This window comes from Haemophilus parainfluenzae, from assembly GCF_003252725.1.
In the GTDB taxonomy this organism is placed as follows: Bacteria; Pseudomonadota; Gammaproteobacteria; order Enterobacterales; family Pasteurellaceae; genus Haemophilus_D; species Haemophilus_D parainfluenzae_L.
Genome location: NZ_QEPO01000002.1, coordinates 429,990 through 449,831 on the forward strand (window position 1 = coordinate 429,990; position 19,842 = coordinate 449,831).

Here is a 19,842-nt window from a genome sequence, read left to right on the forward strand (position 1 = left end):
TGGTGACAACACTGACTTTGATTTTTCAAAGTGCGGTCACTTTTTTCACATTTTAGGACTAACGAATATATGAACAACTATCCTCTTTTATCCTTAATTAATTCGCCGGAAGATTTGCGTCTTTTAAATAAAGATCAGCTTCCGCAACTTTGTCAGGAGTTACGGAGTTATCTGTTGGAATCCGTTAGTCAAACCAGTGGTCATTTAGCATCTGGTCTTGGTACCGTTGAATTGACTGTTGCATTACACTACATTTTTAAAACCCCTTTTGATCAATTAATTTGGGATGTGGGCCATCAAGCTTACCCACACAAAATTTTGACGGGGCGTCGTGATCAAATGTCCACCATTCGCCAAAAAGGCGGTATTCATCCTTTCCCTTGGCGTGAAGAAAGTGAGTTTGATGTATTAAGTGTTGGACACTCTTCCACTTCAATCAGTGCAGGACTAGGTATTGCTGTTGCGGCAGAACGTGAAAATGCAGGTCGAAAAACCGTTTGTGTGATTGGTGACGGTGCTATCACTGCGGGGATGGCATTTGAAGCCTTAAACCATGCGGGTTCTTTGCATACTGATATGTTGGTCATTTTAAATGACAATGAAATGTCTATTTCTGAAAATGTGGGGGCATTGAATAATCACCTTGCTCGCATTTTCTCTGGTTCATTATATTCAACGGTTCGTGATGGCAGTAAAAAAATCTTAGATAAAGTACCGACCGTTAAAAACTTTATGAAGAAAACCGAAGAGCACATGAAAGGCGTAATGTTCTCGCCAGAAAGTACGCTTTTTGAAGAGCTCGGTTTTAACTATATTGGACCAATTGATGGGCATAATATTGATGAATTAATTGCCACCTTAAGCAATATGCGCGATCTCAAAGGGCCGCAATTCTTACACATCAAAACTAAAAAAGGAAAAGGTTACGAGCCTGCAGAAAAAGACCCGATCGGTTTCCATGGCGTACCCAAATTTGACCCAACAAGCGGCCAACTTCCTAAATCAAATGCAAAACCAACCTATTCAAAAATCTTTGGCGATTGGTTATGTGAAATGGCAGAACAAGACGATAAATTAGTGGGCATCACACCTGCAATGCGTGAAGGTTCTGGCATGGTTGAATTTTCAGAACGATTCCCACAACAATATTTTGATGTAGCCATCGCTGAGCAACATGCTGTTACCTTTGCAGCCGGTCTTGCAATTGGCGGTTATAAACCTGTTGTGGCAATTTATTCTACCTTCTTACAACGTGCTTACGATCAACTTATTCATGATGTCGCCATTCAAAACTTACCTGTTCTCTTTGCAATCGATCGTGCAGGTATCGTAGGTGCCGATGGTCAAACTCACCAAGGTGCTTTTGATTTAAGTTTTATGCGCTGCATTCCGAATATAATCATTATGACACCAAGTGATGAAAATGAATGCCGCCAAATGCTTTATACCGGTTATAAATGTGGTAAACCGGCTGCGGTACGTTATCCGCGTGGAAATGCAATCGGCGTAGAATTAACCCCACTTGCTGAATTAGAAATTGGTCGTTCAAAAATGGTTCGTCAAGGTGAAAAAATCGCTATTCTGAATTTTGGTACACTCTTACCAGCTGCTTTATCTGTGGCAGAAAAACTCAATGCGACTGTTGTCGATATGCGCTTTGTGAAACCAATTGATGAAGCTCGTATTCTAGAAGTGGCAAATACCCATGATGTCATTGTGACATTAGAAGAAAATGCAATTCAAGGTGGTGCAGGTTCTGCTGTTTCAGAAGTGCTAAATTCTCATGGAAAAACAACCGCACTTTTACAATTAGGTTTACCTGATATCTTTATTCCGCAAGGCACACAACAAGAAGCGCTTGCTGAAATTAAATTAGATGAAAAAGGGATTGAAGAGCAAATTATTGCCTTTATAAAGGGCTAAATTCGTTCACTTTGGTTTAATTTTGATATTTTTTAAATATTTTTTCAAAAATATCGAACTATTTCAAAAACACACAGTCTGATACATTGCTAGTGCACTGCATATTGCAGTTATCTTTTTGAAGTTTCTTATAAATTAAGACCTCCCCGCTATTCAAGTTTTGAGTAGCGGTTTTTTCTTTTTTATAGGCAAGAAAAGTATATATCTTAAATACCCTTACGGTTGTATTTAAAAAATAGCTTTAGTTCCAAAACGTTTTTCTATTTCTTGTAGCACTTGAATAGGATCTAATTCTAGTCCTTTACAGTACTCTATAAATTCAAAAATATCTAGACGACGATCTCCTGTCTCTACTTTTCCGATGAAGGATGCTAACACGCCCATTTTTTGACCTAATGCGCGCTGAGATAAACCAAGCTGATTTCTTTGTTGAGTAAATAACTCTCTCAACCAAGTGTGCTCTAACGAATGAATAGATAATCTTAAATTTCTCATTGCACCTATTTTAGGTGCTGTTTAATTTGAACCTATTTTAGGTTTAATATATAATCATTTTTGAACCTAAAATAGGTTTGTTTTATATTTATAAGTAAGGATTTTATATGAAAAATTTCAAAAGTTTATTTGTTTTTATCTCAATGATAAGCATCTCTTCTACCTGTTTTGCTGATTGGGAAAGAGCAACCTTAACAGAACAAGAACCTACTGGAACTCGCTATATTCGTTGCTTTTATAGCACTTTCGATGGTATGCAATTTTCAATAGTTAAGAAAGGAAATTACTGTGCCCCAAGAGTTGAATATGATCCTGTAACAAATAAAGTAAGAAAGGAATAATTAATATGAAAGTTGAATTTCCAAGCAGTGAAGCAGAAAATATTTTTAACACATTTAGTCAATGCCCAAATTGCCAAGCCAACTCATTAGAAATTGTCTCTGGTGAATTTCCAAATGTTGATTTAATTTGTAAAAGTTGTGGACAAGTAAATGATTTATTTGAAGTATTACAGAACATATTGCCAGATGAAGAAATAGAATGTCCAGAATGTGGTGCATTTGATGTAATTGAAGGGGTATGTTTTGATTGTGGTTATGAACTTGAAGAAGGACGTGACTACGAAAGAGAAAAAGAACTAGAAAGATTAATGGAAAAAAATGATTAAAAAAAGGACGCTTTTCAGCGTCCTAATTTTTGAATCTAAACTTTAAAAAATTAAAGTGCAGATTTTGCTTTTTCAACTAATGCAGCGAACGCTACTTTGTCGAATACAGCGATATCAGCAAGGATCTTACGGTCGATTTCAACAGACGCTTTTTTCAAGCCGTTGATAAATTTGCTGTAAGATAAACCATTTTGACGAGCCGCAGCGTTGATACGTGCAATCCATAATTGACGGAATTGACGTTTACGTTGACGACGGTCACGATATGCGTATTGACCAGCTTTGATCACCGCTTGGAAAGCAACGCGATACACGCGTGAACGTGCACCATAATAACCTTTAGCAGCCTTAAGAACTTTCTTATGGCGTGCTCTTGCAATAACACCACGTTTTACACGAGCCATTATTTAATCTCCTATGTAATATTTTTAACTAATTTAACTAATCGTACGTTTTGCTTAAATAACGGCTTATGCGTATGGTAAGCAAGCTACTACTAAAACTTGGTCTGCTTTCGCAACCATTGATTTATGACGTAAATGACGTTTACGTTTAGTTGTCTTTTTAGTCAAAATATGACGTAAGTGAGATTGTTTACGTTTGAAACCGCCAGAAGCTGTTTTTTTGAAACGCTTAGCAGCACCACGTACTGTTTTAATTTTAGGCATTGTTAAAATAACTCCGCATTTTAAGTTAAACACATAATTAGGCGAATCCGAAGATTACTTGTAGGCACTAATTATTCCAATATGGCAAATTGAATTGCCCTTCTCCAAAAGCAATTAGGCTGCGTAGTTTGCCCAATATGCAGTTGTATTCTCACCGAAGTGAAAATTCGATTATCTAGATCAAATCTAAATAAAAAATTATTTTTTCTTAGGTGCTAACACCATTACCGCTTGGCGACCTTCTAATTTACCCGGTGCAGATTCCACTACTGAAATATCAGCCAAATCGTTTTTAACACGTTCTAATACGTCTAAACCGATATCTTGGTGAGCCATTTCACGACCACGGAAACGTACAGTAATTTTCGCTTTATCGCCATCTTCTAAGAAACGAATTAAGCTACGTAATTTAACTTGGTAGTCACCTTCGTCAGTACCTGGACGGAATTTAATTTCCTTCACTTGTACAACTTTTTGCTTTTTCTTCTGTTCTTTTGCGGTTTTGCTCTTTTCATAGAGGAATTTGCCGTAGTTCATAATACGACAAACCGGTGGTTCGGCATTCGGACTGATCTCAACTAAATCAAGCGCTGCTTGTTCTGCCATATCTAAGGCCTGTTGGATTGATACAATCCCCGCTTGTTCACCATCTTGGTCAATCAAACGAACTTCTTTTACTCGAATTTCATCGTTAATGCGATTCGGGCGGTTAGCTGCCGGAGCTTTTTTTACGGTTTTGATAATGTTATTCCTTCTATTTATTTAAGATAAAACCCACTGCATTTAAAACAGAAGATTTCTTCAATCATTTGCTATAAAAACAAACAAAAAACGGGCAAAATTTTATAGTATTTGCCTCGTTTATGCAACAAGGATTTCTATTCCTTTAAATATCAGCGGGTAAAGCACTTATTTCAGCAGAAATACTTTCACCAAATTGAAGTAATTTTTCTAATCTTGCGGTTTCAATACACACCATTGTTCTATACCCTTCAGGCTGCATCGCACTTGGCGTTTTCTCCCAAGGATTCCATAGCACAATTGAATCTGCATGATGATGGGTAATTTGAATACGTCGATTAAATGCTTTATCCACCAACAATGTTTTATTTTCTTCTAATGAATAAATACAATCGACGCCCTGTTCAATTCTGCGTGTTGCAGGTACTTCTGTATGTTTACCTTGTAATGAGTCATAACAACGACTTGGTAAATTTTGGACTTCAATTTGTGAAATATCACCAATATTAAAATAACTGTGTAATGCAGCTTGAGCAGGTTCTTGCCCTAAATGCGTTAAAGTCATTGTGCATTTATCGGTAAATTCCATTTTCATTTTGGCTTCAATCACACCATATTCAGAAAAGAGCGAAAATTCTAACCGCACTTTATTCGCTTGCAGATCATAGTCACTTAATTGCCACAAACGTAAACGCGCTGTGCCGTGTGAAGGTTGTTTTACACCACCAAACCAAGGGTAACAAAGCGGTACACCACCACGAATCGCGACACCTCGTGTAAAAGGTTCAATCTCACTTAACCAAAAGACATCCTGCTCTGACCCTTTAGGCTGCCAATTTAATAGCTGTGCCCCTTGTAGTGCAATTCGAGCTGCTCCTACTGGGTGATTTAAAGTTAAAACAGGAATTTCATTGATACGTTCTAAAGTTAATTCTGGTGTTAATTGTTGAATTTGTGCTGTCATATTCGCCTCCTTGTGATAAGGCTATTATATAGAAGAAAGAGAGACTTGAGTTTATTTTTATACTGTGAATATAAAAAAACCGCACATCAAAGTGCGGTCATTTTTAATTAAGATTTTAAAGAATTAATTACTCTTCACCCAATAATTTCAACTCACGTTGTCTTACTTGGGATTTTAAGATTTCAGCAAATTCTTCAATCGTGAAAGTGCCTAAATCAGCACCTTTACGAGTACGTACTGCCACTTTGCCTTCTGCGATTTCTTTATCACCGCAAACGAGCATATAAGGCACGCGACGTAAGGTATGTTCGCGGATCTTGAAGCCAACTTTTTCATTACGTAAATCTGCTTTAACACGTAATCCCGCATCAGAAAGTTGTTTCACTACTTTTTGCACGTAATCCGCTTGGCTATCTGTAATATTCATGACAATCGCTTGAACTGGTGCTAACCATGCAGGGAAGAAACCCGCATATTCTTCAGTAATGATACCGATAAAACGTTCAATCGAACCTAAAATCGCACGGTGAATCATAACGGGTGTACGACGGTCATTGTCTTCTGCAACATAAGATGCGTTTAAACGGCCTGGTAATGCAAAGTCTAATTGGATAGTACCGCATTGCCATTCACGATCTAAGCAGTCACGTAATGCAAACTCAATTTTCGGACCATAGAACGCACCTTCACCCTCTTGAATTTCATATTCAAGACCGTTATGTGCTAATGCTGCGGCAAGACCTGCTTCTGCGCGATCCCACATATCATCAGCACCGATACGTTTCTCAGGACGAGTGGATAATTTCACCTGAATATTTTGGAAACCGAACGTGCTGTAAATGTCATAAACCATTTTGATACAGCTGGTTACTTCACTTTCAATTTGGTCTTCAGTACAGAAAATGTGTGCATCATCTTGAGTAAAGCCACGTACACGCATTAACCCGTGTAAAGAACCCGATGGTTCATTACGGTGACAAGAACCAAATTCCGCCATACGGATTGGTAAATCACGATAAGATTTTAAACCTTGGTTAAAGATTTGAACGTGTCCTGGGCAGTTCATTGGTTTAATCGCATATTCACGGTTTTCTGATTGTGTAGTAAACATCAAATCGCCGTAGTTTTGCCAGTGACCTGTTTTTTCCCATAACACACGGTCCATCATTAACGGACCTTTCACTTCTTGATAATCGTATTCTTTTAATTTTGTACGAACGAAGGTTTCCAATTCACGGAAAATTGTCCAACCATCGTTATGCCAGAACACCATACCCGGTGCTTCTTCTTGCATATGATATAAATCTAACGCTTTACCGATTTTACGGTGGTCACGTTTTGCCGCTTCTTCTAAGCGAGTTAAGTATTCCGCTAATTGTTTTTTATCAGCCCACGCCGTACCGTAGATACGTTGTAACATTTTATTTTTGCTATCACCACGCCAGTACGCACCTGCAACCTTCATTAATTTAAAGTTGTGGCAGAAACGCATATTTGGCACATGTGGCCCACGACACATATCAATATATTCTTCGTGATGATAAAGCGCAGGCGTTGCGGTACGTTCGATATTTTCATCTAAAATAGCCATTTTGTATGGCTCGCCTCGTTTTTCAAAAGTATCTCTTGCTTCTTGCCAGCTTACCGGAGTTTTGATCACGTCATAATTGGTTTTAGCCAATTCCAGCATACGTTTTTCGATAGCATCAATGTCTTCTTGCGTTAAAGAACGGTCTAAATCCACGTCATAATAGAAGCCATTTTCAATCGTTGGACCGATTGCCATTTTGACATCTGGGAATAATTGTTTGATTGCGTGACCTAGCAAGTGTGCGCAAGAGTGACGAATAATTTCTAAACCGTCTTCATCTTTTGCCGTAATAATTTCAAGGTTGGCATCTTCATTGATGATGTCACAGGCATCACGACGTTCACCGTTTACACGGCCAGCAATGGTTGCTTTGGCAAGACCGGCTCCGATATCTTGAGCCACTTCTAACACAGAAACTGGACGATCAAATTCACGTTTAGAACCGTCCGGTAAAGTAATAATAGGCATAATTTTTCCTTATACAGTGGTCGCCCATACGAAAGGCAACATGCAAATAATGATTAAAAACAAACCGCACTTTCATTCACTCCCACTATCGAGCAAACCAAGTGCGGCGGAGAATTTTAGCACTTTCCACCACACTTGTTAATATCTCGCTGAATTCTTTCCAATGAGTAAACAATGATTTTCCTAATAGCTACTTTATCTATTCAAAATTTCCGATAAAATGACCGCACTTTTGACAAACACAAATTAAAGGAAACTCTATGAACGTATTAGTATTGAAATCAAGCATCCTTGCAGATCACTCTCAAAGTAATAAATTAGCCGATTACACCATTGAAAAATTAAAAGAACACAACATTGTGGTACGTGATTTAGCGGCGCAACAACTTCCCCATTTTGATGCAACGGCAGCAACTGCGGTACGTGGCGAACCTAAAACTGCAGAAGAAAATGCACTTTTAGCCTTATCTGATGAGTTAGTGGCTGAATTAAAAGCCGCTGATATTATTGTAATTGGTGCACCTATGTATAACTTAGGCATCCCAACACAACTTAAATCTTATTTTGATTTTATCGCTCGCCCTCGCGTGACTTTCCAATACACAGCAAATGGCCCTGAAGGTTTACTTCAAGGTAAAAAAGCGATTGTATTAGCAAGTTTTGGTGGCATGTATGATGAAAACAACAATGTGACAAATTACTTAAAAGCCATTTTAGGTTTTGTTGGTATTACCGATGTTCAGTTTGCTTATGCAAAAGGTATTGGATTAGGTGCAGAGGCAATTGAAAAAGCACAACGTTCAGCAAGAAATAAAATTGATGAGATCGTTGCTTCTCTCTAATCACTGGATCTACTTCTTCTATTAAGCCATTTTGAGATATGCCTCGAAATGGCTTTTTTCTAATCAATGTCCTCTATTTTTAATATCTTTGGTTAAAAATTAAAAAAATATTGTAAAATCACGCCAATTTTTTGATTATTTTCTTGACTTATGTATCATGCACTAGTTTAATAGTGCAAAAGTTCAGAATACAGGATTGATTATGAAAAATACCCCTTTTATTGCGGTGACCTCTCAACCGGTTCCCTATCACGCCGACACCACCGCAATTTTTAATACGCTTTGCAAACAGAACTCAAATTCTCTTCTCCTCGACTCTGCCGAAATTGGCAGTAAAAATAGCTTACAGAGCCTTATTCTAATTAATGCTGCCGTTAAAATTACTTGTTTAGGCAATCAGGTGACCTTTAGAGCACTGAATGCGAACGGAAAACAAGTATTAAACGAAATTCATCCTGTATTAAGCCAACTCGGTACCGTAAGTGCGGTTAATTTTGAGAATGAATTTTCTGTACAATTCGCGCCGCTCGACAATCAATTAGATGAAGACAGTAAATTACAAGCTGCAACCATTTTTGATGGACTTCGTGTAATTTCTAACCATTATCAACATAGCAGCACACCCGTTTTTTTAGGTGGTTTATTTGCTTATGATTTGGTAGCAAATTTTATTCCAATGCAAGGTGTTGAATTAAAAGATGATGGCATTAACTGCCCGGATTACAGTTTTTATCTCGCAGAAAATTTAATCACCATCGATCATCAAAGCCAACAAGCCACATTAAAAAGCTTTTGTTTTAGTCAAGAAGAACAAGTGGAAGTCGCGAAAACGGCACTTTCTATTGCCCAAAAATTAAAAAATATTGATGGCGTATTTTCCATTAAAGCAGCAAGTGATGAGGTCAGCACCAACTTTGAAGATCCTGAATTTATCGGTATTGTCAAAGCATTAAAACATCATATTAATATTGGTGATGTGTTCCAAATCGTGCCATCTCGCCGTTTTTCATTAGCATGCCCGAATACCCTTGCGAGCTATGCGCAATTAAAACATAACAATCCAAGCCCTTACATGTTCTACATGAACGATGAGGATTTCATTTTATTCGGTGCGTCACCAGAAAGTGCGCTGAAATATGCGCCAGATAATCGTCAATTAGAAATCTATCCAATTGCAGGTTCTCGCCCGCGTGGTTTTGATGCGCATGGCAATATTGACCCTGAATTGGATGCGCGTTTGGAATTAGAATTACGTCTTGATCATAAAGAGCAAGCTGAACATTTAATGTTAGTGGATTTAGCCCGTAATGACATTGCTCGCGTGTGTCAAAGCGGTACACGTAAAGTTGCCGAATTAATGCAAGTGGATCGCTATTCTCATATTATGCATTTAGTTTCTCGCGTAGTGGGTAAACTTCGTCCTGAACTTGATGCCTTACATGCTTATCAAGCTTGCATGAATATGGGAACGTTAACTGGTGCGCCTAAAATCAAAGCGATGCAGTTAATTTATCAATTTGAACAGCAAAAACGTCACAGCTACGGTGGTGCTGTCGGCTATCTCACCTCTGATGGTCATTTTGATACCTGTATCGTGATTCGTTCTGCTTTTGTACAAAATGGCATTGCCCATATTCAAGCGGGTTGTGGTGAAGTGTTGGATTCTGATCCTCAAATGGAAGCGGATGAAACTCGCCATAAAGCGGCTGCAGTGCTTAAAGCAATCAAACAAATCAATACCCAAGCAAAATAAGGACGATAAATTATGGCTAATATTCTCTTTTTAGATAATTTTGATTCATTCACTTATAACTTAGTGGATCAATTCCGTGTGCTTGGGCATAACGTAAAAATTTATCGCAATGACACTAATTTAGAACAAGTGGTACAAGAGGCATCAAATACACCGGATACGATTCTTGCGCTCTCACCGGGACCAGGTACTCCGGCTGAAGCAGGTATCTTGCTCCCGCTCATTGAACGTTTAAAAAATGATGTGCCAATTATTGGTATTTGCTTAGGCCATCAAGCGCTTATTCAAGCCTTTGGTGGAGAGGTTGTACATGCAGGCGAAGTATTACATGGTAAAGTATCGCGCATTCAACACGATAACCAAGCTATGTTTAAAGATATTGCCAACCCAATGCCTGTGGCACGTTATCACTCTTTAATGGGTAAAAATCTGCCTGACGAATTTATTGTCAATGCCGATTACAATGGTATCGTGATGGCAATTCGTCATAAAACCTTGCCAATTTGTGCTTTCCAATTCCACCCAGAAAGTATCCTTACTGTGCAAGGTTCCAAATTATTACAACAATCTGTGGAATGGTTATTAAACAGAGATTAAGGAAGAAAAATGATTACCGTATATGGATTAAAAGAAGTGCTTGCACCTCGTCGTCAAGATATTGCTGAAGTAATTTATAACTGTTTAAACCTTGGTTTAGACATTCCTCGCGGAAAGCATGCGATTCGTTTTTTATGTTTAGATAAAGAGGATTTTCTTTATCCTATCGATCGTAACGATGATTACACCGTTATTGAGATTAACCTTATGCAAGGTCGTATGGAAGGTACGAAAAAACGTTTAATCAAAATGCTCTTCAGCGAACTCGAATACAAAATTGGTATTAAATCTCACAACGTTGAAATTACGATTAAAGAACAACCTGCACACTGCTGGGGCTTCCGTGGCATGACTGGTGATGAAGCACGCGATTTAGATTACGATATTTACGTATAAGGGATGAGATTATGCAAACGGCTCAATTATTAGAACAACTTTACAGCGGAAAAACACTTAATAAAGAAGAAAGTGCGGTCATTTTTAATGCGATTATGCAAGGCGAACTGAATAACGAACAAATCGCTGCCATGCTGATTGCGTTAAAAGTACGTGGTGCTACTATCGATGAATTAAGTGGTGCGGTATCGGCATCCTTGCAAAATGCTAAATCATTCCCTCGTCCTGATTACCCTTTTGCGGATATTGTAGGAACGGGTGGCGATGGTCAAAATACCATTAATATTTCTACTGCTAGCGCCATTGTTGCAGCCTCTATGGGTGCAAAAGTAGCCAAACACGGTAACCGTAGCGTATCAAGTAAATCTGGTGCCAGTGATGTATTAACCGCACTCGGTGTAAATGTGAATGTTACACCAGAACAAGCTCGTCAAGCACTTGACGATATTGGCGTATGTTTCTTATTTGCTCAACAATATCATAGTGGATTTAAACATGTCGCCCCTGTTCGTGCGGCATTAAAAACGCGTACGCTTTTTAATATTTTAGGTCCATTAATTAACCCTGCTCGACCAACTTATCATTTGCTTGGCGTGTATGCCCCTGAATTAGTGAAAACCTATGCTGAAACCACTGTCGCATTAGGTCATCAACATACTTTTGTGGTTCATGGTGCGGGTCTAGATGAAGTCGCCGTACATGGTGAAACGCAAGTGGCAGAAATTAAAAACGGCAAAATTGACTACTTCACCTTAACACCAGAAGATTTTGGTTTAAAAACACAATCTTTAGAAAGTTTACGTGGTGGCGAACCACAAGAAAATGCCCAATATCTGACCGCACTTTTACAAGGTAAAGGTAAAACTGAACATGCTAATGCGGTAGCCGCAAATGTGGCATTATTACTGAAATTATTTGGTCATGATGACTTAAAACAAAATGTTCAAAATGTATTGGCTCATCTTGCATCAGGCAAAGCGTTTGAGACACTACAACATTTAACAAAATATTAAGATAAAGGCTGATTTGATAAGCTACAATAAGAAGAAAGATTATGATCACGCAAGATTTCACTAAACCAATTGACTCTGCGACGGTACTGCAAAAAATCGTCTTAGACAAAGCACAATGGGTTAAGGCAAAGGAAGCTGAATTTCCGCTTTCACAATTTAAAGAAAACATTCAAAAATCTGACCGCTCTTTTTATGATGCGTTGGCTAAAAGCCTCTATCAAAAACCGGCTTATATTTTAGAATGCAAGAAAGCTTCACCTTCTAAAGGATTAATTCGTGATGAATTTAATTTAGACGAAATCGCCAATGTGTATAAACATTATGCGTCAGCTGTTTCTGTGCTAACAGATGAGAAATACTTCCAAGGTAAATTTGACTATTTGCCGCAAGTACGTGACGTTGTCTCACAACCTGTATTGTGCAAAGATTTTATGATTAGCGAATATCAGGTTTATCTCGCACGCTACTATCAAGCTGATGCTATTTTATTAATGCTTTCGGTAGTAAATGACGAAACCTATCGCGTATTGGCTGATCTGGCGCATTCTCTCGGTATGGGCGTATTGACAGAAACCAGCAATGACGCAGAGTTTGAGCGTGCCCTTGCATTAGGTGCAAAAATTATCGGCGTCAACAATCGTAATCTTCACGATCTCACCGTTGATTTAAACCGCGTGGTAGAACTCACACAAAAATATGCCGAGCGTATCCCCGCTGATGCACGTATTATCAGCGAATCGGGTATTTATAATCACAGCCAAATTCGTGATTTGCAAAAAGTGGCACATGGCTTTTTAATCGGCAGCAGCCTAATGGGAAGTGCAGATTTAAATAATGCTGTGCGTGAAGTGATTTTTGGCGAAAATAAAGTATGCGGTTTAACTCGCACGCAAGATGTCAAAGAGGTTTACGCAAACGGGGCATTATACGGCGGCTTAATTTTCGTCGAACATTCAAAACGTTGTGTGAGCCTACGTCAAGCTCAAGAATTAGTGACAGCATCACCACTTCGTTTTGTGGGCGTATTCCAGAATCAAGAAATTGATTTTATTGTAAAAATCGCTAAACAATTGCAGCTTTATGCGGTTCAGCTACACGGTTCAGAAACTGCTGAATTTATTACCGCACTTCGTCACCAACTGCCTGAGAAAACTCAAATTTGGAAAGCCATTTCAATAGATACTGAAGCACAAAGTGCGGTTGATTTTACTGATGATTTAAATATTGCTCGCTATATTTTCGATAGCCAATCCGCCAATCAGCAAGGTGGCACAGGAAAAACCTTTAATTGGTCCGTCATTCCTGAAAACTTGAAACACAAAATTATTTTGGCTGGTGGTATTTCACCCGACAATATTGAACAAGCCATTAAGCAAGGTTGCCTAGGGGTTGATCTCAATTCTGGTGTAGAAACTGCCGCAGGCGTAAAAGACAGCGAAAAAGTGCGGTCAGTTTTTAAAACGATTTTATCAAATTAATCTGATTGCTAAGGGGAAGCATTATGCAAAGAACAGCTTTAGTAACCGGCGCAACTGCCGGATTTGGTGCGGCAATTTGTCGCACCCTCATTGAAAATGGTTATCGTGTAATTGGCACAGGTCGCCGCGTAGCTCGTTTAGAACAATTACAACAAGAATTAGGTAAAAACTTCCACTTTCTTGCCTTTGATATTTCAGATCGCCAAGCAACAGAAGATGCTTTCCATTCCCTTCCCGCTACTTGGCAATCCATTGATTTATTGGTGAATAATGCCGGTTTAGGATTAGGTTTAGAAAATGCAGATGAAGCGAGTTTAGACGATTGGATGCAAATGATTGATACCAATATTAAAGGTCTCGTCACCATCACTCGTCTTGTGTTACCGCAAATGGTTGAACGCAATTCAGGTCATATTATTAATTTAGGCTCAATTGCAGGTACTTATCCTTATCCAGGTGGCAATGTATACGGTGGCACTAAAGCTTTTATAAAACAATTTAGTTTAAATCTTCGAGCCGATCTTGCTGGTACACAAATTCGCGTGTCCAATATTGAACCCGGTCTTTGTGGTGGAACTGAATTTTCTAATATCCGCTTTAAAGGTGATGATGCCCGAGCAAAAAAACTCTATGAAAATGTGGAATATGTCAGTCCACAAGATATTGCTAATATTGTGTTATGGCTCAATCAACAACCAGAACATGTCAATATTAATCGCATTGAAGTGATGCCTACCGCACAAACCTTTGCACCACTTAATGTCGCAAGAATTCAAAAATAACAAGGAAATATTATGTCAGAAACCCTTTTAAATCCTTATTTCGGTGAATTTGGCGGAATGTATGTACCGGAAATTCTCGTACCGGTACTACAACAGCTAGAAAAAGCCTTTGTTGAAGCAAAAGACGATCCTGAATTCCAACGTGAATTTCAAGATTTACTTAAAAATTATGCAGGCAGACCAACCGCCCTTACCCTTTGCCGTAATTTAACCAAAGGGACAAAAGCAAAAATTTATTTAAAACGTGAAGATTTACTTCACGGTGGTGCCCATAAAACCAACCAAGTGTTAGGTCAAATTTTATTAGCAAAACGCATGGGTAAAACACGTATTATCGCCGAAACCGGTGCAGGCCAACATGGCGTAGCTACAGCTCTTGCTTGTGCAATGTTAGATATGCCTTGTCGTGTTTATATGGGTGCAAAAGACGTAGAACGTCAATCACCAAACGTATTCCGTATGCGTTTGATGGGTGCAGAAGTGATTCCTGTACAAAAAGGTTCTTGCTCATTGAAAGATGCATGCTGTGAAGCAATGCGTGATTGGTCAGCCAACTATGAAAACACCCATTATTTATTGGGTACAGCTGCAGGCCCTCATCCATTCCCAACCATTGTACGTGAATTCCAAAAAATGATTGGTGAAGAAACTAAACGTCAAATTTTAGAAAAAGAAGGCCGTTTACCGGATGCTGTCATCGCGGCAGTTGGTGGTGGTTCCAATGCGATTGGTATGTTTACTGATTTTATTGATGAAAAAGGCGTACGCTTAATTGGTGTGGAACCTGCTGGTCATGGTATCGAAAGTGGTGAACATGGTGCACCATTAGGCCATGCAAAAGTGGGTATTTATTTCGGTATGAAATCACCTTTAATGCAAACTGAAGATGGTCAAGTGGAAGAATCCTACTCTATTTCTGCTGGATTAGACTTCCCTTCTGTTGGGCCTCAACATGCTTACTTGCAAAGTATTGGTCGTGCAGAATACCCAAGTATTACAGATGATGAAGCATTAAACGCTTTCCAAGAATTAGCAAAACATGAAGGAATTATTCCTGCATTGGAAAGTTCTCATGCATTAGCACATGCGCTAAAAATGATTCATCAAGAACCGAATAAAGAACAAATTTTAGTGGTGAATCTCTCTGGTCGTGGTGATAAAGATATTTTCACCGTTGATAAAGTTTTAAAAGAAAAAGGAATGCAATAATGAGCCGTTTTGAAACTAAATTTGCAGAACTTGCAGCGAAAAAAGAAGGGGCTTTTGTACCTTTCGTGACATTATGCGATCCAACATTTGATCGCTCTTTTGAGATTATTTGCACGTTAGTCGAAAATGGCGCAGATGCTTTGGAATTAGGCTTTCCATTTTCTGATCCATTATTAGACGGCCCTGTTATTCAAGCGGCTAATAACCGTGCGCTCAATGCGGGTCATAGCACTGAAGACAGCTTTAAATTACTCGCTAAAGTGCGGTCAAAATATCCTGAGATTCCGATTAGTTTACTTCTTTGTGCGAATTTAATTTTTGCGAAAGGCTTAGATAATTTCTATCAACGCTGTGCAGAAGTCGGCGTAGATGCGGTTTTAGTGGCAGATATTCCACTATTGGCAAAAGAAGACTATGTTCAAGCTGCTAAAAAGCATGACATTCAACCTGTCTTTATTTGCCCACCAAATGCTGATGCAAAAACCGTACAAGGTGTTGCTGAAAACAGCGAAGGCTATACCTATTTAGTTTCTCGTGCAGGTGTGACAAGTGCAGATAATCAAGCTCATGCTGCAAACTTAGATACACTTGTAGAACAACTTAAAGCCCATAAGGCGCCACCAATTCTACAAGGTTTTGGTATTGCTCAATCATCTCAAGTGAAAGAAGCCCTTCAACTAGGGGCAGCAGGTGCAATTTCAGGATCCGCGACCGTAAAAATTATTGAGCGAAACTTAGACAATCAAGCTCAATGCTTGTCTGAACTCGCCGAGTTTGTTCGCAATATGAAAGCAGCAACCAAATAATAAATAAAAAAAGTGCGGTTAAAATTAACCGCACTTTTATTTTTCTTTCATTAATCCACAATTCGTAAATGAGATGCTGATTTCTGTGGTTTCTTTTCAGCCTTAGGCTTATCTACCGCTTCTGCAAAACTTAATGGCTGTTCTGATGTTGGCTCACGATTTAATTCATCGTAAATTTCTTCTGGCTCAAACATTACGCCATCACCATTTTCACGCGCATAAATAGCTAAAGCGGCGCCCATTGGAATATATAACTCACGAGCCACACCTTGGAAACGTGCATTAAACTGAATAAAGTCATTCGTTAATTGTAAATTCCCAGTCGCCCCAGCAGAAAGATTTAAAACTATTTGTCCATCTTTCACATATTCCACAGGCACATTGGTACCATAATAATTAGCATCCACCACTAAATATGGGGTGAAATCGTTATCCACTAGCCAATCATAATAGGCTCTTAGTAAATAAGGGCGTTTTGGAGAAGGTGTGTGGGCCATTATTTATCATCCATTAAATTTTTAGGTGCAGCTTCACCTACAGATTGTAAGAATGAATCACGGCTAAATACACGATCCATATAGCCTTTGATTGCTTTGCTTCCTGTACCGCTGAATTCAACGCCCATATTACGTAGTTTCCATAATAACGGTGCAACATAGCAATCAACCAAGCCAAACTCTTCGCTCATAAAATAAGGGGTTTGTTGGAAGATAACAGATACCGCTAGCAATTCTTCTTTTAACTGTTTTAACGCCTCTTCACGTTCAACTTCCGTGCCTTTTTCAGCAATTTCTAATGTCGGATACCAATCTTGTTCGATACGTAACATTAAAAGACGGCTTTTCGCACGAGAAACGGGATAAACTGGCATAAGTGGAGGATGTGGAAAACGCTCATCAAGATATTCCATAATAATGCGTGAGCTGAATAATACTAAATCACGATCCACCAATGTTGGTAATGTGCCGTAAGGATTTAATTCCATTAAATCTTCTGATAATGCTTGCAAATCAACTTCTTCGTTTTCGTAAGCAACACCTTTTTCAGCTAAGACAATTTTTACCTGATGGCAGTAAATGTCATTTTTATTTGAAAAAAGAGTCATTACTGAACGTTTACTTGATGCATTGGACATTTATTCCTCCGAAGATCCAAAATAATTTATATACTTCTACTAAAAGTGGGCGATTATTTTAACATAACCGAGAGCTAAATTGCCAATATTTTCTTATTTTCTTTTTAAAATCAATCAATTACAAATAAGAAACAAGAAATCAAAGAGCGGTAATTTTAAATTAATTTGTTTTTACAGATATAAAAAAAGCAGAGATTGCTCTCTGCTTTCTTGAAACGATAATAAAAAATTAACGTTTGGAGTATTGTGGACGACGACGTGCTTTGTGTAAACCAACTTTTTTGCGTTCAACGCGACGTGCGTCACGAGTAACGAAGCCAGCTGCACGAAGAGCAGGACGTAAAGTCTCATCATATTCCATTAATGCACGAGTGATACCGTGACGGATTGCACCCGCTTGACCAGAAATACCACCACCTTTAACAGTGATATATAGGTCTAATTTATCAGTTAATTCCACTAATTCTAACGGTTGACGTACGATCATACGAGCTGTTTCGCGACCGAAATATACGTCTAATTCACGTTGGTTGATAGTGATTTTACCACTGCCCGGTTTGATAAATACACGAGCTGAAGAGCTTTTGCGGCGACCAGTGCCGTAGTTTTGATTCTCTGCCATTTCCTAAACCTCGTGATTAAATGTCTAATACTTGTGGTTGTTGTGCTGCATGTTGGTGTTCTGCACCCGCATACACTTTTAATTTACGGAACATTGCACGGCCTAATGGACCTTTTGGCAACATACCTTTAACCGCAATTTCAATCACCGCTTCAGGACGGCGAGCGATCATTTCTTTGAAAGTCGCTTGTTTGATACCACCTACATAGCCAGTGTGCCAGTAGTAAAGTTTATCTGTTTCTTTACGACCAGTTACTGCCACTTTGTCTGCGTTGATAACGATGATGTAATCACCAGTATCTACGTGTGGAGTGTACTCAGCCTTGTGTTTACCACGAAGACGGCGTGCTAATTCAGTAGCTAAACGACCTAAAGTTTTACCTGTCGCATCTACCACATACCAGTCACGTTTTACTGTTTCCGGTTTTGCTACAAAAGTTTTCATTAATTAATTACCAAAATATAAGTTTGATACCCAGTGTTCCATATTATTTGAAACACAACCATTAATCTTAATCTCCACCCCTTCGAGTGTGATCTCGATAAAATAATGCACGGTGGGAATCCGTGCATTTACAGGGTCGGCGTATTATACCTATTTTTAGCCAAAATGCTAACTTTTTGTGCAAATAAATTGATTTTCTTTTAAAATACAACGCGTAATAAATAATCATTAATTTCATTCATCATTTTGATGAAATCATTGAAATTGACGCATATTAGTTCTTGTCTTATGATAAGTGCATTCTAATGAAAACGTAAAAAGGTATGCTATGAGCTACGCAAAAGAAATTAACACATTAAATCAACATCTTGCCGACATTAACAAAAAAATTAATGTCTCCTTTGAGTTCTTTCCGCCTAAAAATGAAAAAATGGAAAGTATGCTTTGGGATTCCATTCATCGCTTAAAAGTGTTAAACCCTAAATTTGTTTCCGTGACTTACGGCGCAAATTCTGGTGAACGTGATCGTACACATAGCATCGTAAAAGCCATTAAAGCAGAAACAGGCTTAGAAGCCGCACCACATTTAACGGGTATTGATGCGACACCTGAAGAATTAAAAGAAATTGCAAAAGATTATTGGGATAGCGGAATTCGTCACATCGTCGCATTGCGTGGTGATGAACCAAAAGGTTATGCGAAGAAACCATTCTATGCAGCTGACTTAGTTGAACTACTCCGCTCCGTGGCTGATTTTGATATTTCAGTTGCGGCATACCCTGAAGTTCACCCTGAAGCAAAATCGGCACAAGCAGATTTAATCAATTTGAAACGTAAAATTGATGCGGGGGCTAATCATGTCATTACTCAATTCTTCTTTGATATTGACAATTACCTTCGCTTCCGTGATCGCTGTGCTTCCATTGGCATTGATGCTGAAATTGTTCCAGGTATTCTCCCTGTCACCAACTTTAAACAACTTCAAAAAATGGCATCATTTACGAATGTAAAAATTCCAGCATGGTTGGCTAAGGCTTATGAAGGATTAGATGACGATCCAACGACTCGTAATCTTGTAGCCGCGAGCGTCGCAATGGATATGGTAAAAATTCTTTCTAGTGAAGGCGTGAATGACTTCCATTTCTATACGTTAAATCGTAGCGAACTCACTTATGCAATTTGTCATACATTAGGCATTCGACCTACAGTAAATCCATAAAAGAAAAAGTGCGGTTAAAATTAACCGC

23 protein-coding genes are annotated in these 19,842 nt (G+C 38.7%); 13 read left to right on the forward strand and 10 right to left on the reverse strand.

Annotation, left to right across the window (positions count from 1 at the left end):
- Positions 1-69 precede the first annotated feature (69 nt).
- Positions 70-1,923, forward strand: coding sequence for a 1-deoxy-D-xylulose-5-phosphate synthase (dxs, locus tag DPV85_RS04690; RefSeq protein ID WP_111327233.1), 1,854 nt, complete (start codon positions 70-72; stop codon positions 1,921-1,923).
- Between the two features lie 228 nt (positions 1,924-2,151).
- Here the strand turns inward: dxs and DPV85_RS04695 are convergent, their stop codons facing one another.
- Entirely contained in the window at positions 2,152-2,418 is a 267-nt protein-coding gene (locus DPV85_RS04695) for a helix-turn-helix domain-containing protein (RefSeq protein WP_111327234.1), read from the reverse strand.
- A gap of 107 nt (positions 2,419-2,525) precedes the next feature.
- Between DPV85_RS04695 and DPV85_RS04700 the strand changes: the two genes are divergently transcribed.
- Together DPV85_RS04700 and DPV85_RS04705 are read left to right on the forward strand one after the other, a co-directional pair.
- A complete protein-coding gene (locus tag DPV85_RS04700) occupies positions 2,526-2,759 on the forward strand; it encodes a hypothetical protein (protein ID WP_111327235.1) in 234 nt (77 codons plus the stop codon).
- Between the two features lie 5 nt (positions 2,760-2,764).
- Positions 2,765-3,085, forward strand: coding sequence for a hypothetical protein (locus DPV85_RS04705; protein WP_111327236.1), 321 nt, complete (start codon positions 2,765-2,767; stop codon positions 3,083-3,085).
- Between the two features lie 50 nt (positions 3,086-3,135).
- On the opposite strand, the gene rplT is transcribed toward DPV85_RS04705, so the two are convergent.
- The 5 genes from rplT to thrS all read right to left on the reverse strand — a co-directional run bounded on the left by rplT (position 3,136) and on the right by thrS (position 7,517).
- Positions 3,136-3,489 (reverse strand): 50S ribosomal protein L20, encoded by a 354-nt coding sequence (rplT, locus tag DPV85_RS04710; RefSeq protein ID WP_005596075.1) that lies wholly within the window; start codon positions 3,487-3,489, stop codon positions 3,136-3,138.
- Positions 3,490-3,555: 66 nt separating this feature from the next.
- Entirely contained in the window at positions 3,556-3,753 is a 198-nt protein-coding gene (gene rpmI, locus DPV85_RS04715; RefSeq protein ID WP_005596065.1) for a 50S ribosomal protein L35, read from the reverse strand.
- A gap of 198 nt (positions 3,754-3,951) precedes the next feature.
- Positions 3,952-4,515, reverse strand: a complete 564-nt coding sequence (gene infC, locus DPV85_RS04720) for a translation initiation factor IF-3 (protein WP_425306929.1) — start codon at positions 4,513-4,515, stop codon at positions 3,952-3,954.
- A gap of 124 nt (positions 4,516-4,639) precedes the next feature.
- Positions 4,640-5,458, reverse strand: a complete 819-nt coding sequence (locus DPV85_RS04725) for a D-hexose-6-phosphate mutarotase (RefSeq protein ID WP_111327237.1) — start codon at positions 5,456-5,458, stop codon at positions 4,640-4,642.
- 127 nt (positions 5,459-5,585) lie between these two features.
- A complete protein-coding gene (gene thrS / locus DPV85_RS04730; RefSeq protein ID WP_111327238.1) occupies positions 5,586-7,517 on the reverse strand; it encodes a threonine--tRNA ligase in 1,932 nt (643 codons plus the stop codon).
- Positions 7,518-7,777: 260 nt separating this feature from the next.
- Here thrS and DPV85_RS04735 point away from each other — a divergent pair, with 260 nt between their 5' ends.
- The 9 genes from DPV85_RS04735 to trpA all read left to right on the forward strand — a co-directional run bounded on the left by DPV85_RS04735 (position 7,778) and on the right by trpA (position 16,393).
- Entirely contained in the window at positions 7,778-8,359 is a 582-nt protein-coding gene (locus DPV85_RS04735) for an FMN-dependent NADH-azoreductase (protein ID WP_111327239.1), read from the forward strand.
- 202 nt (positions 8,360-8,561) lie between these two features.
- Positions 8,562-10,112, forward strand: a complete 1,551-nt coding sequence (trpE, locus tag DPV85_RS04740; protein ID WP_111327240.1) for an anthranilate synthase component I — start codon at positions 8,562-8,564, stop codon at positions 10,110-10,112.
- A gap of 12 nt (positions 10,113-10,124) precedes the next feature.
- A complete protein-coding gene (locus tag DPV85_RS04745) occupies positions 10,125-10,709 on the forward strand; it encodes an aminodeoxychorismate/anthranilate synthase component II (protein WP_111327241.1) in 585 nt (194 codons plus the stop codon).
- A 9-nt stretch (positions 10,710-10,718) separates the two neighbouring features.
- Positions 10,719-11,105, forward strand: coding sequence for a tautomerase family protein (locus DPV85_RS04750; RefSeq protein WP_005629316.1), 387 nt, complete (start codon positions 10,719-10,721; stop codon positions 11,103-11,105).
- 11 nt (positions 11,106-11,116) lie between these two features.
- Positions 11,117-12,118, forward strand: coding sequence for an anthranilate phosphoribosyltransferase (gene trpD, locus DPV85_RS04755; RefSeq protein ID WP_111327242.1), 1,002 nt, complete (start codon positions 11,117-11,119; stop codon positions 12,116-12,118).
- Positions 12,119-12,159: 41 nt separating this feature from the next.
- Positions 12,160-13,596, forward strand: a complete 1,437-nt coding sequence (trpCF, locus tag DPV85_RS04760) for a bifunctional indole-3-glycerol-phosphate synthase TrpC/phosphoribosylanthranilate isomerase TrpF (protein WP_165816476.1) — start codon at positions 12,160-12,162, stop codon at positions 13,594-13,596.
- A gap of 23 nt (positions 13,597-13,619) precedes the next feature.
- On the forward strand, positions 13,620-14,378 hold the full coding sequence (locus DPV85_RS04765; RefSeq protein ID WP_111327244.1) for an SDR family oxidoreductase: 759 nt from the start codon (positions 13,620-13,622) through the stop codon (positions 14,376-14,378).
- A 12-nt stretch (positions 14,379-14,390) separates the two neighbouring features.
- Entirely contained in the window at positions 14,391-15,587 is a 1,197-nt protein-coding gene (trpB, locus tag DPV85_RS04770; protein ID WP_065285232.1) for a tryptophan synthase subunit beta, read from the forward strand.
- On the forward strand, positions 15,587-16,393 hold the full coding sequence (trpA, locus tag DPV85_RS04775) for a tryptophan synthase subunit alpha (protein ID WP_111327245.1): 807 nt from the start codon (positions 15,587-15,589) through the stop codon (positions 16,391-16,393). Before trpB ends, trpA begins: the two co-directional genes overlap by 1 nt.
- A 50-nt stretch (positions 16,394-16,443) precedes the next feature.
- Here trpA and DPV85_RS04780 read toward each other — a convergent pair whose 3' ends face one another.
- The 4 genes from DPV85_RS04780 to rplM form a co-directional block, all read right to left on the reverse strand.
- Positions 16,444-16,890, reverse strand: coding sequence for a ClpXP protease specificity-enhancing factor (locus tag DPV85_RS04780; RefSeq protein WP_065243297.1), 447 nt, complete (start codon positions 16,888-16,890; stop codon positions 16,444-16,446).
- Positions 16,890-17,528 carry a stringent starvation protein SspA gene (gene sspA / locus DPV85_RS04785; protein ID WP_005696172.1) on the reverse strand — a complete coding sequence of 213 codons (639 nt, stop codon included), beginning with the start codon at positions 17,526-17,528 and terminating at the stop codon, positions 16,890-16,892. The genes DPV85_RS04780 and sspA overlap by 1 nt, the downstream gene beginning before the upstream one ends.
- A 229-nt stretch (positions 17,529-17,757) precedes the next feature.
- Entirely contained in the window at positions 17,758-18,150 is a 393-nt protein-coding gene (gene rpsI, locus DPV85_RS04790; protein WP_005696173.1) for a 30S ribosomal protein S9, read from the reverse strand.
- Between the two features lie 16 nt (positions 18,151-18,166).
- A complete protein-coding gene (gene rplM / locus DPV85_RS04795) occupies positions 18,167-18,595 on the reverse strand; it encodes a 50S ribosomal protein L13 (RefSeq protein ID WP_005628896.1) in 429 nt (142 codons plus the stop codon).
- A gap of 328 nt (positions 18,596-18,923) precedes the next feature.
- Between rplM and metF the strand changes: the two genes are divergently transcribed.
- Entirely contained in the window at positions 18,924-19,814 is an 891-nt protein-coding gene (gene metF / locus DPV85_RS04800; protein ID WP_111327246.1) for a methylenetetrahydrofolate reductase, read from the forward strand.
- Positions 19,815-19,842 lie beyond the last annotated feature (28 nt).

Excerpts from the sequence above, each read along its gene's own strand:
- trpB (WP_065285232.1), top strand. The coding sequence starts at position 14,391 with ATGTCAGAAACCCTTTTAAATCCTTATTTCGGTGAATTTGGCGGAATG.
- DPV85_RS04750 (WP_005629316.1), top strand. The coding sequence starts at position 10,719 with ATGATTACCGTATATGGATTAAAAGAAGTGCTTGCACCTCGTCGTCAA.
- trpD (WP_111327242.1), top strand. The coding sequence starts at position 11,117 with ATGCAAACGGCTCAATTATTAGAACAACTTTACAGCGGAAAAACACTT.
- thrS (WP_111327238.1), bottom strand. The coding sequence starts at position 7,517 with ATGCCTATTATTACTTTACCGGACGGTTCTAAACGTGAATTTGATCGT.
- rplT (WP_005596075.1), bottom strand. The coding sequence starts at position 3,489 with ATGGCTCGTGTAAAACGTGGTGTTATTGCAAGAGCACGCCATAAGAAA.
- DPV85_RS04765 (WP_111327244.1), top strand. The coding sequence starts at position 13,620 with ATGCAAAGAACAGCTTTAGTAACCGGCGCAACTGCCGGATTTGGTGCG.
- trpE (WP_111327240.1), top strand. The coding sequence starts at position 8,562 with ATGAAAAATACCCCTTTTATTGCGGTGACCTCTCAACCGGTTCCCTAT.
- sspA (WP_005696172.1), bottom strand. The coding sequence starts at position 17,528 with ATGTCCAATGCATCAAGTAAACGTTCAGTAATGACTCTTTTTTCAAAT.
- DPV85_RS04700 (WP_111327235.1), top strand. The coding sequence starts at position 2,526 with ATGAAAAATTTCAAAAGTTTATTTGTTTTTATCTCAATGATAAGCATC.
- metF (WP_111327246.1), top strand. The coding sequence starts at position 18,924 with ATGAGCTACGCAAAAGAAATTAACACATTAAATCAACATCTTGCCGAC.
- DPV85_RS04695 (WP_111327234.1), bottom strand. The coding sequence starts at position 2,418 with ATGAGAAATTTAAGATTATCTATTCATTCGTTAGAGCACACTTGGTTG.
- DPV85_RS04735 (WP_111327239.1), top strand. The coding sequence starts at position 7,778 with ATGAACGTATTAGTATTGAAATCAAGCATCCTTGCAGATCACTCTCAA.
- dxs (WP_111327233.1), top strand. The coding sequence starts at position 70 with ATGAACAACTATCCTCTTTTATCCTTAATTAATTCGCCGGAAGATTTG.
- rplM (WP_005628896.1), bottom strand. The coding sequence starts at position 18,595 with ATGAAAACTTTTGTAGCAAAACCGGAAACAGTAAAACGTGACTGGTAT.
- DPV85_RS04705 (WP_111327236.1), top strand. The coding sequence starts at position 2,765 with ATGAAAGTTGAATTTCCAAGCAGTGAAGCAGAAAATATTTTTAACACA.
- DPV85_RS04745 (WP_111327241.1), top strand. The coding sequence starts at position 10,125 with ATGGCTAATATTCTCTTTTTAGATAATTTTGATTCATTCACTTATAAC.
- rpsI (WP_005696173.1), bottom strand. The coding sequence starts at position 18,150 with ATGGCAGAGAATCAAAACTACGGCACTGGTCGCCGCAAAAGCTCTTCA.
- DPV85_RS04780 (WP_065243297.1), bottom strand. The coding sequence starts at position 16,890 with ATGGCCCACACACCTTCTCCAAAACGCCCTTATTTACTAAGAGCCTAT.
- DPV85_RS04725 (WP_111327237.1), bottom strand. The coding sequence starts at position 5,458 with ATGACAGCACAAATTCAACAATTAACACCAGAATTAACTTTAGAACGT.
- rpmI (WP_005596065.1), bottom strand. The coding sequence starts at position 3,753 with ATGCCTAAAATTAAAACAGTACGTGGTGCTGCTAAGCGTTTCAAAAAA.
- trpA (WP_111327245.1), top strand. The coding sequence starts at position 15,587 with ATGAGCCGTTTTGAAACTAAATTTGCAGAACTTGCAGCGAAAAAAGAA.
- trpCF (WP_165816476.1), top strand. The coding sequence starts at position 12,160 with ATGATCACGCAAGATTTCACTAAACCAATTGACTCTGCGACGGTACTG.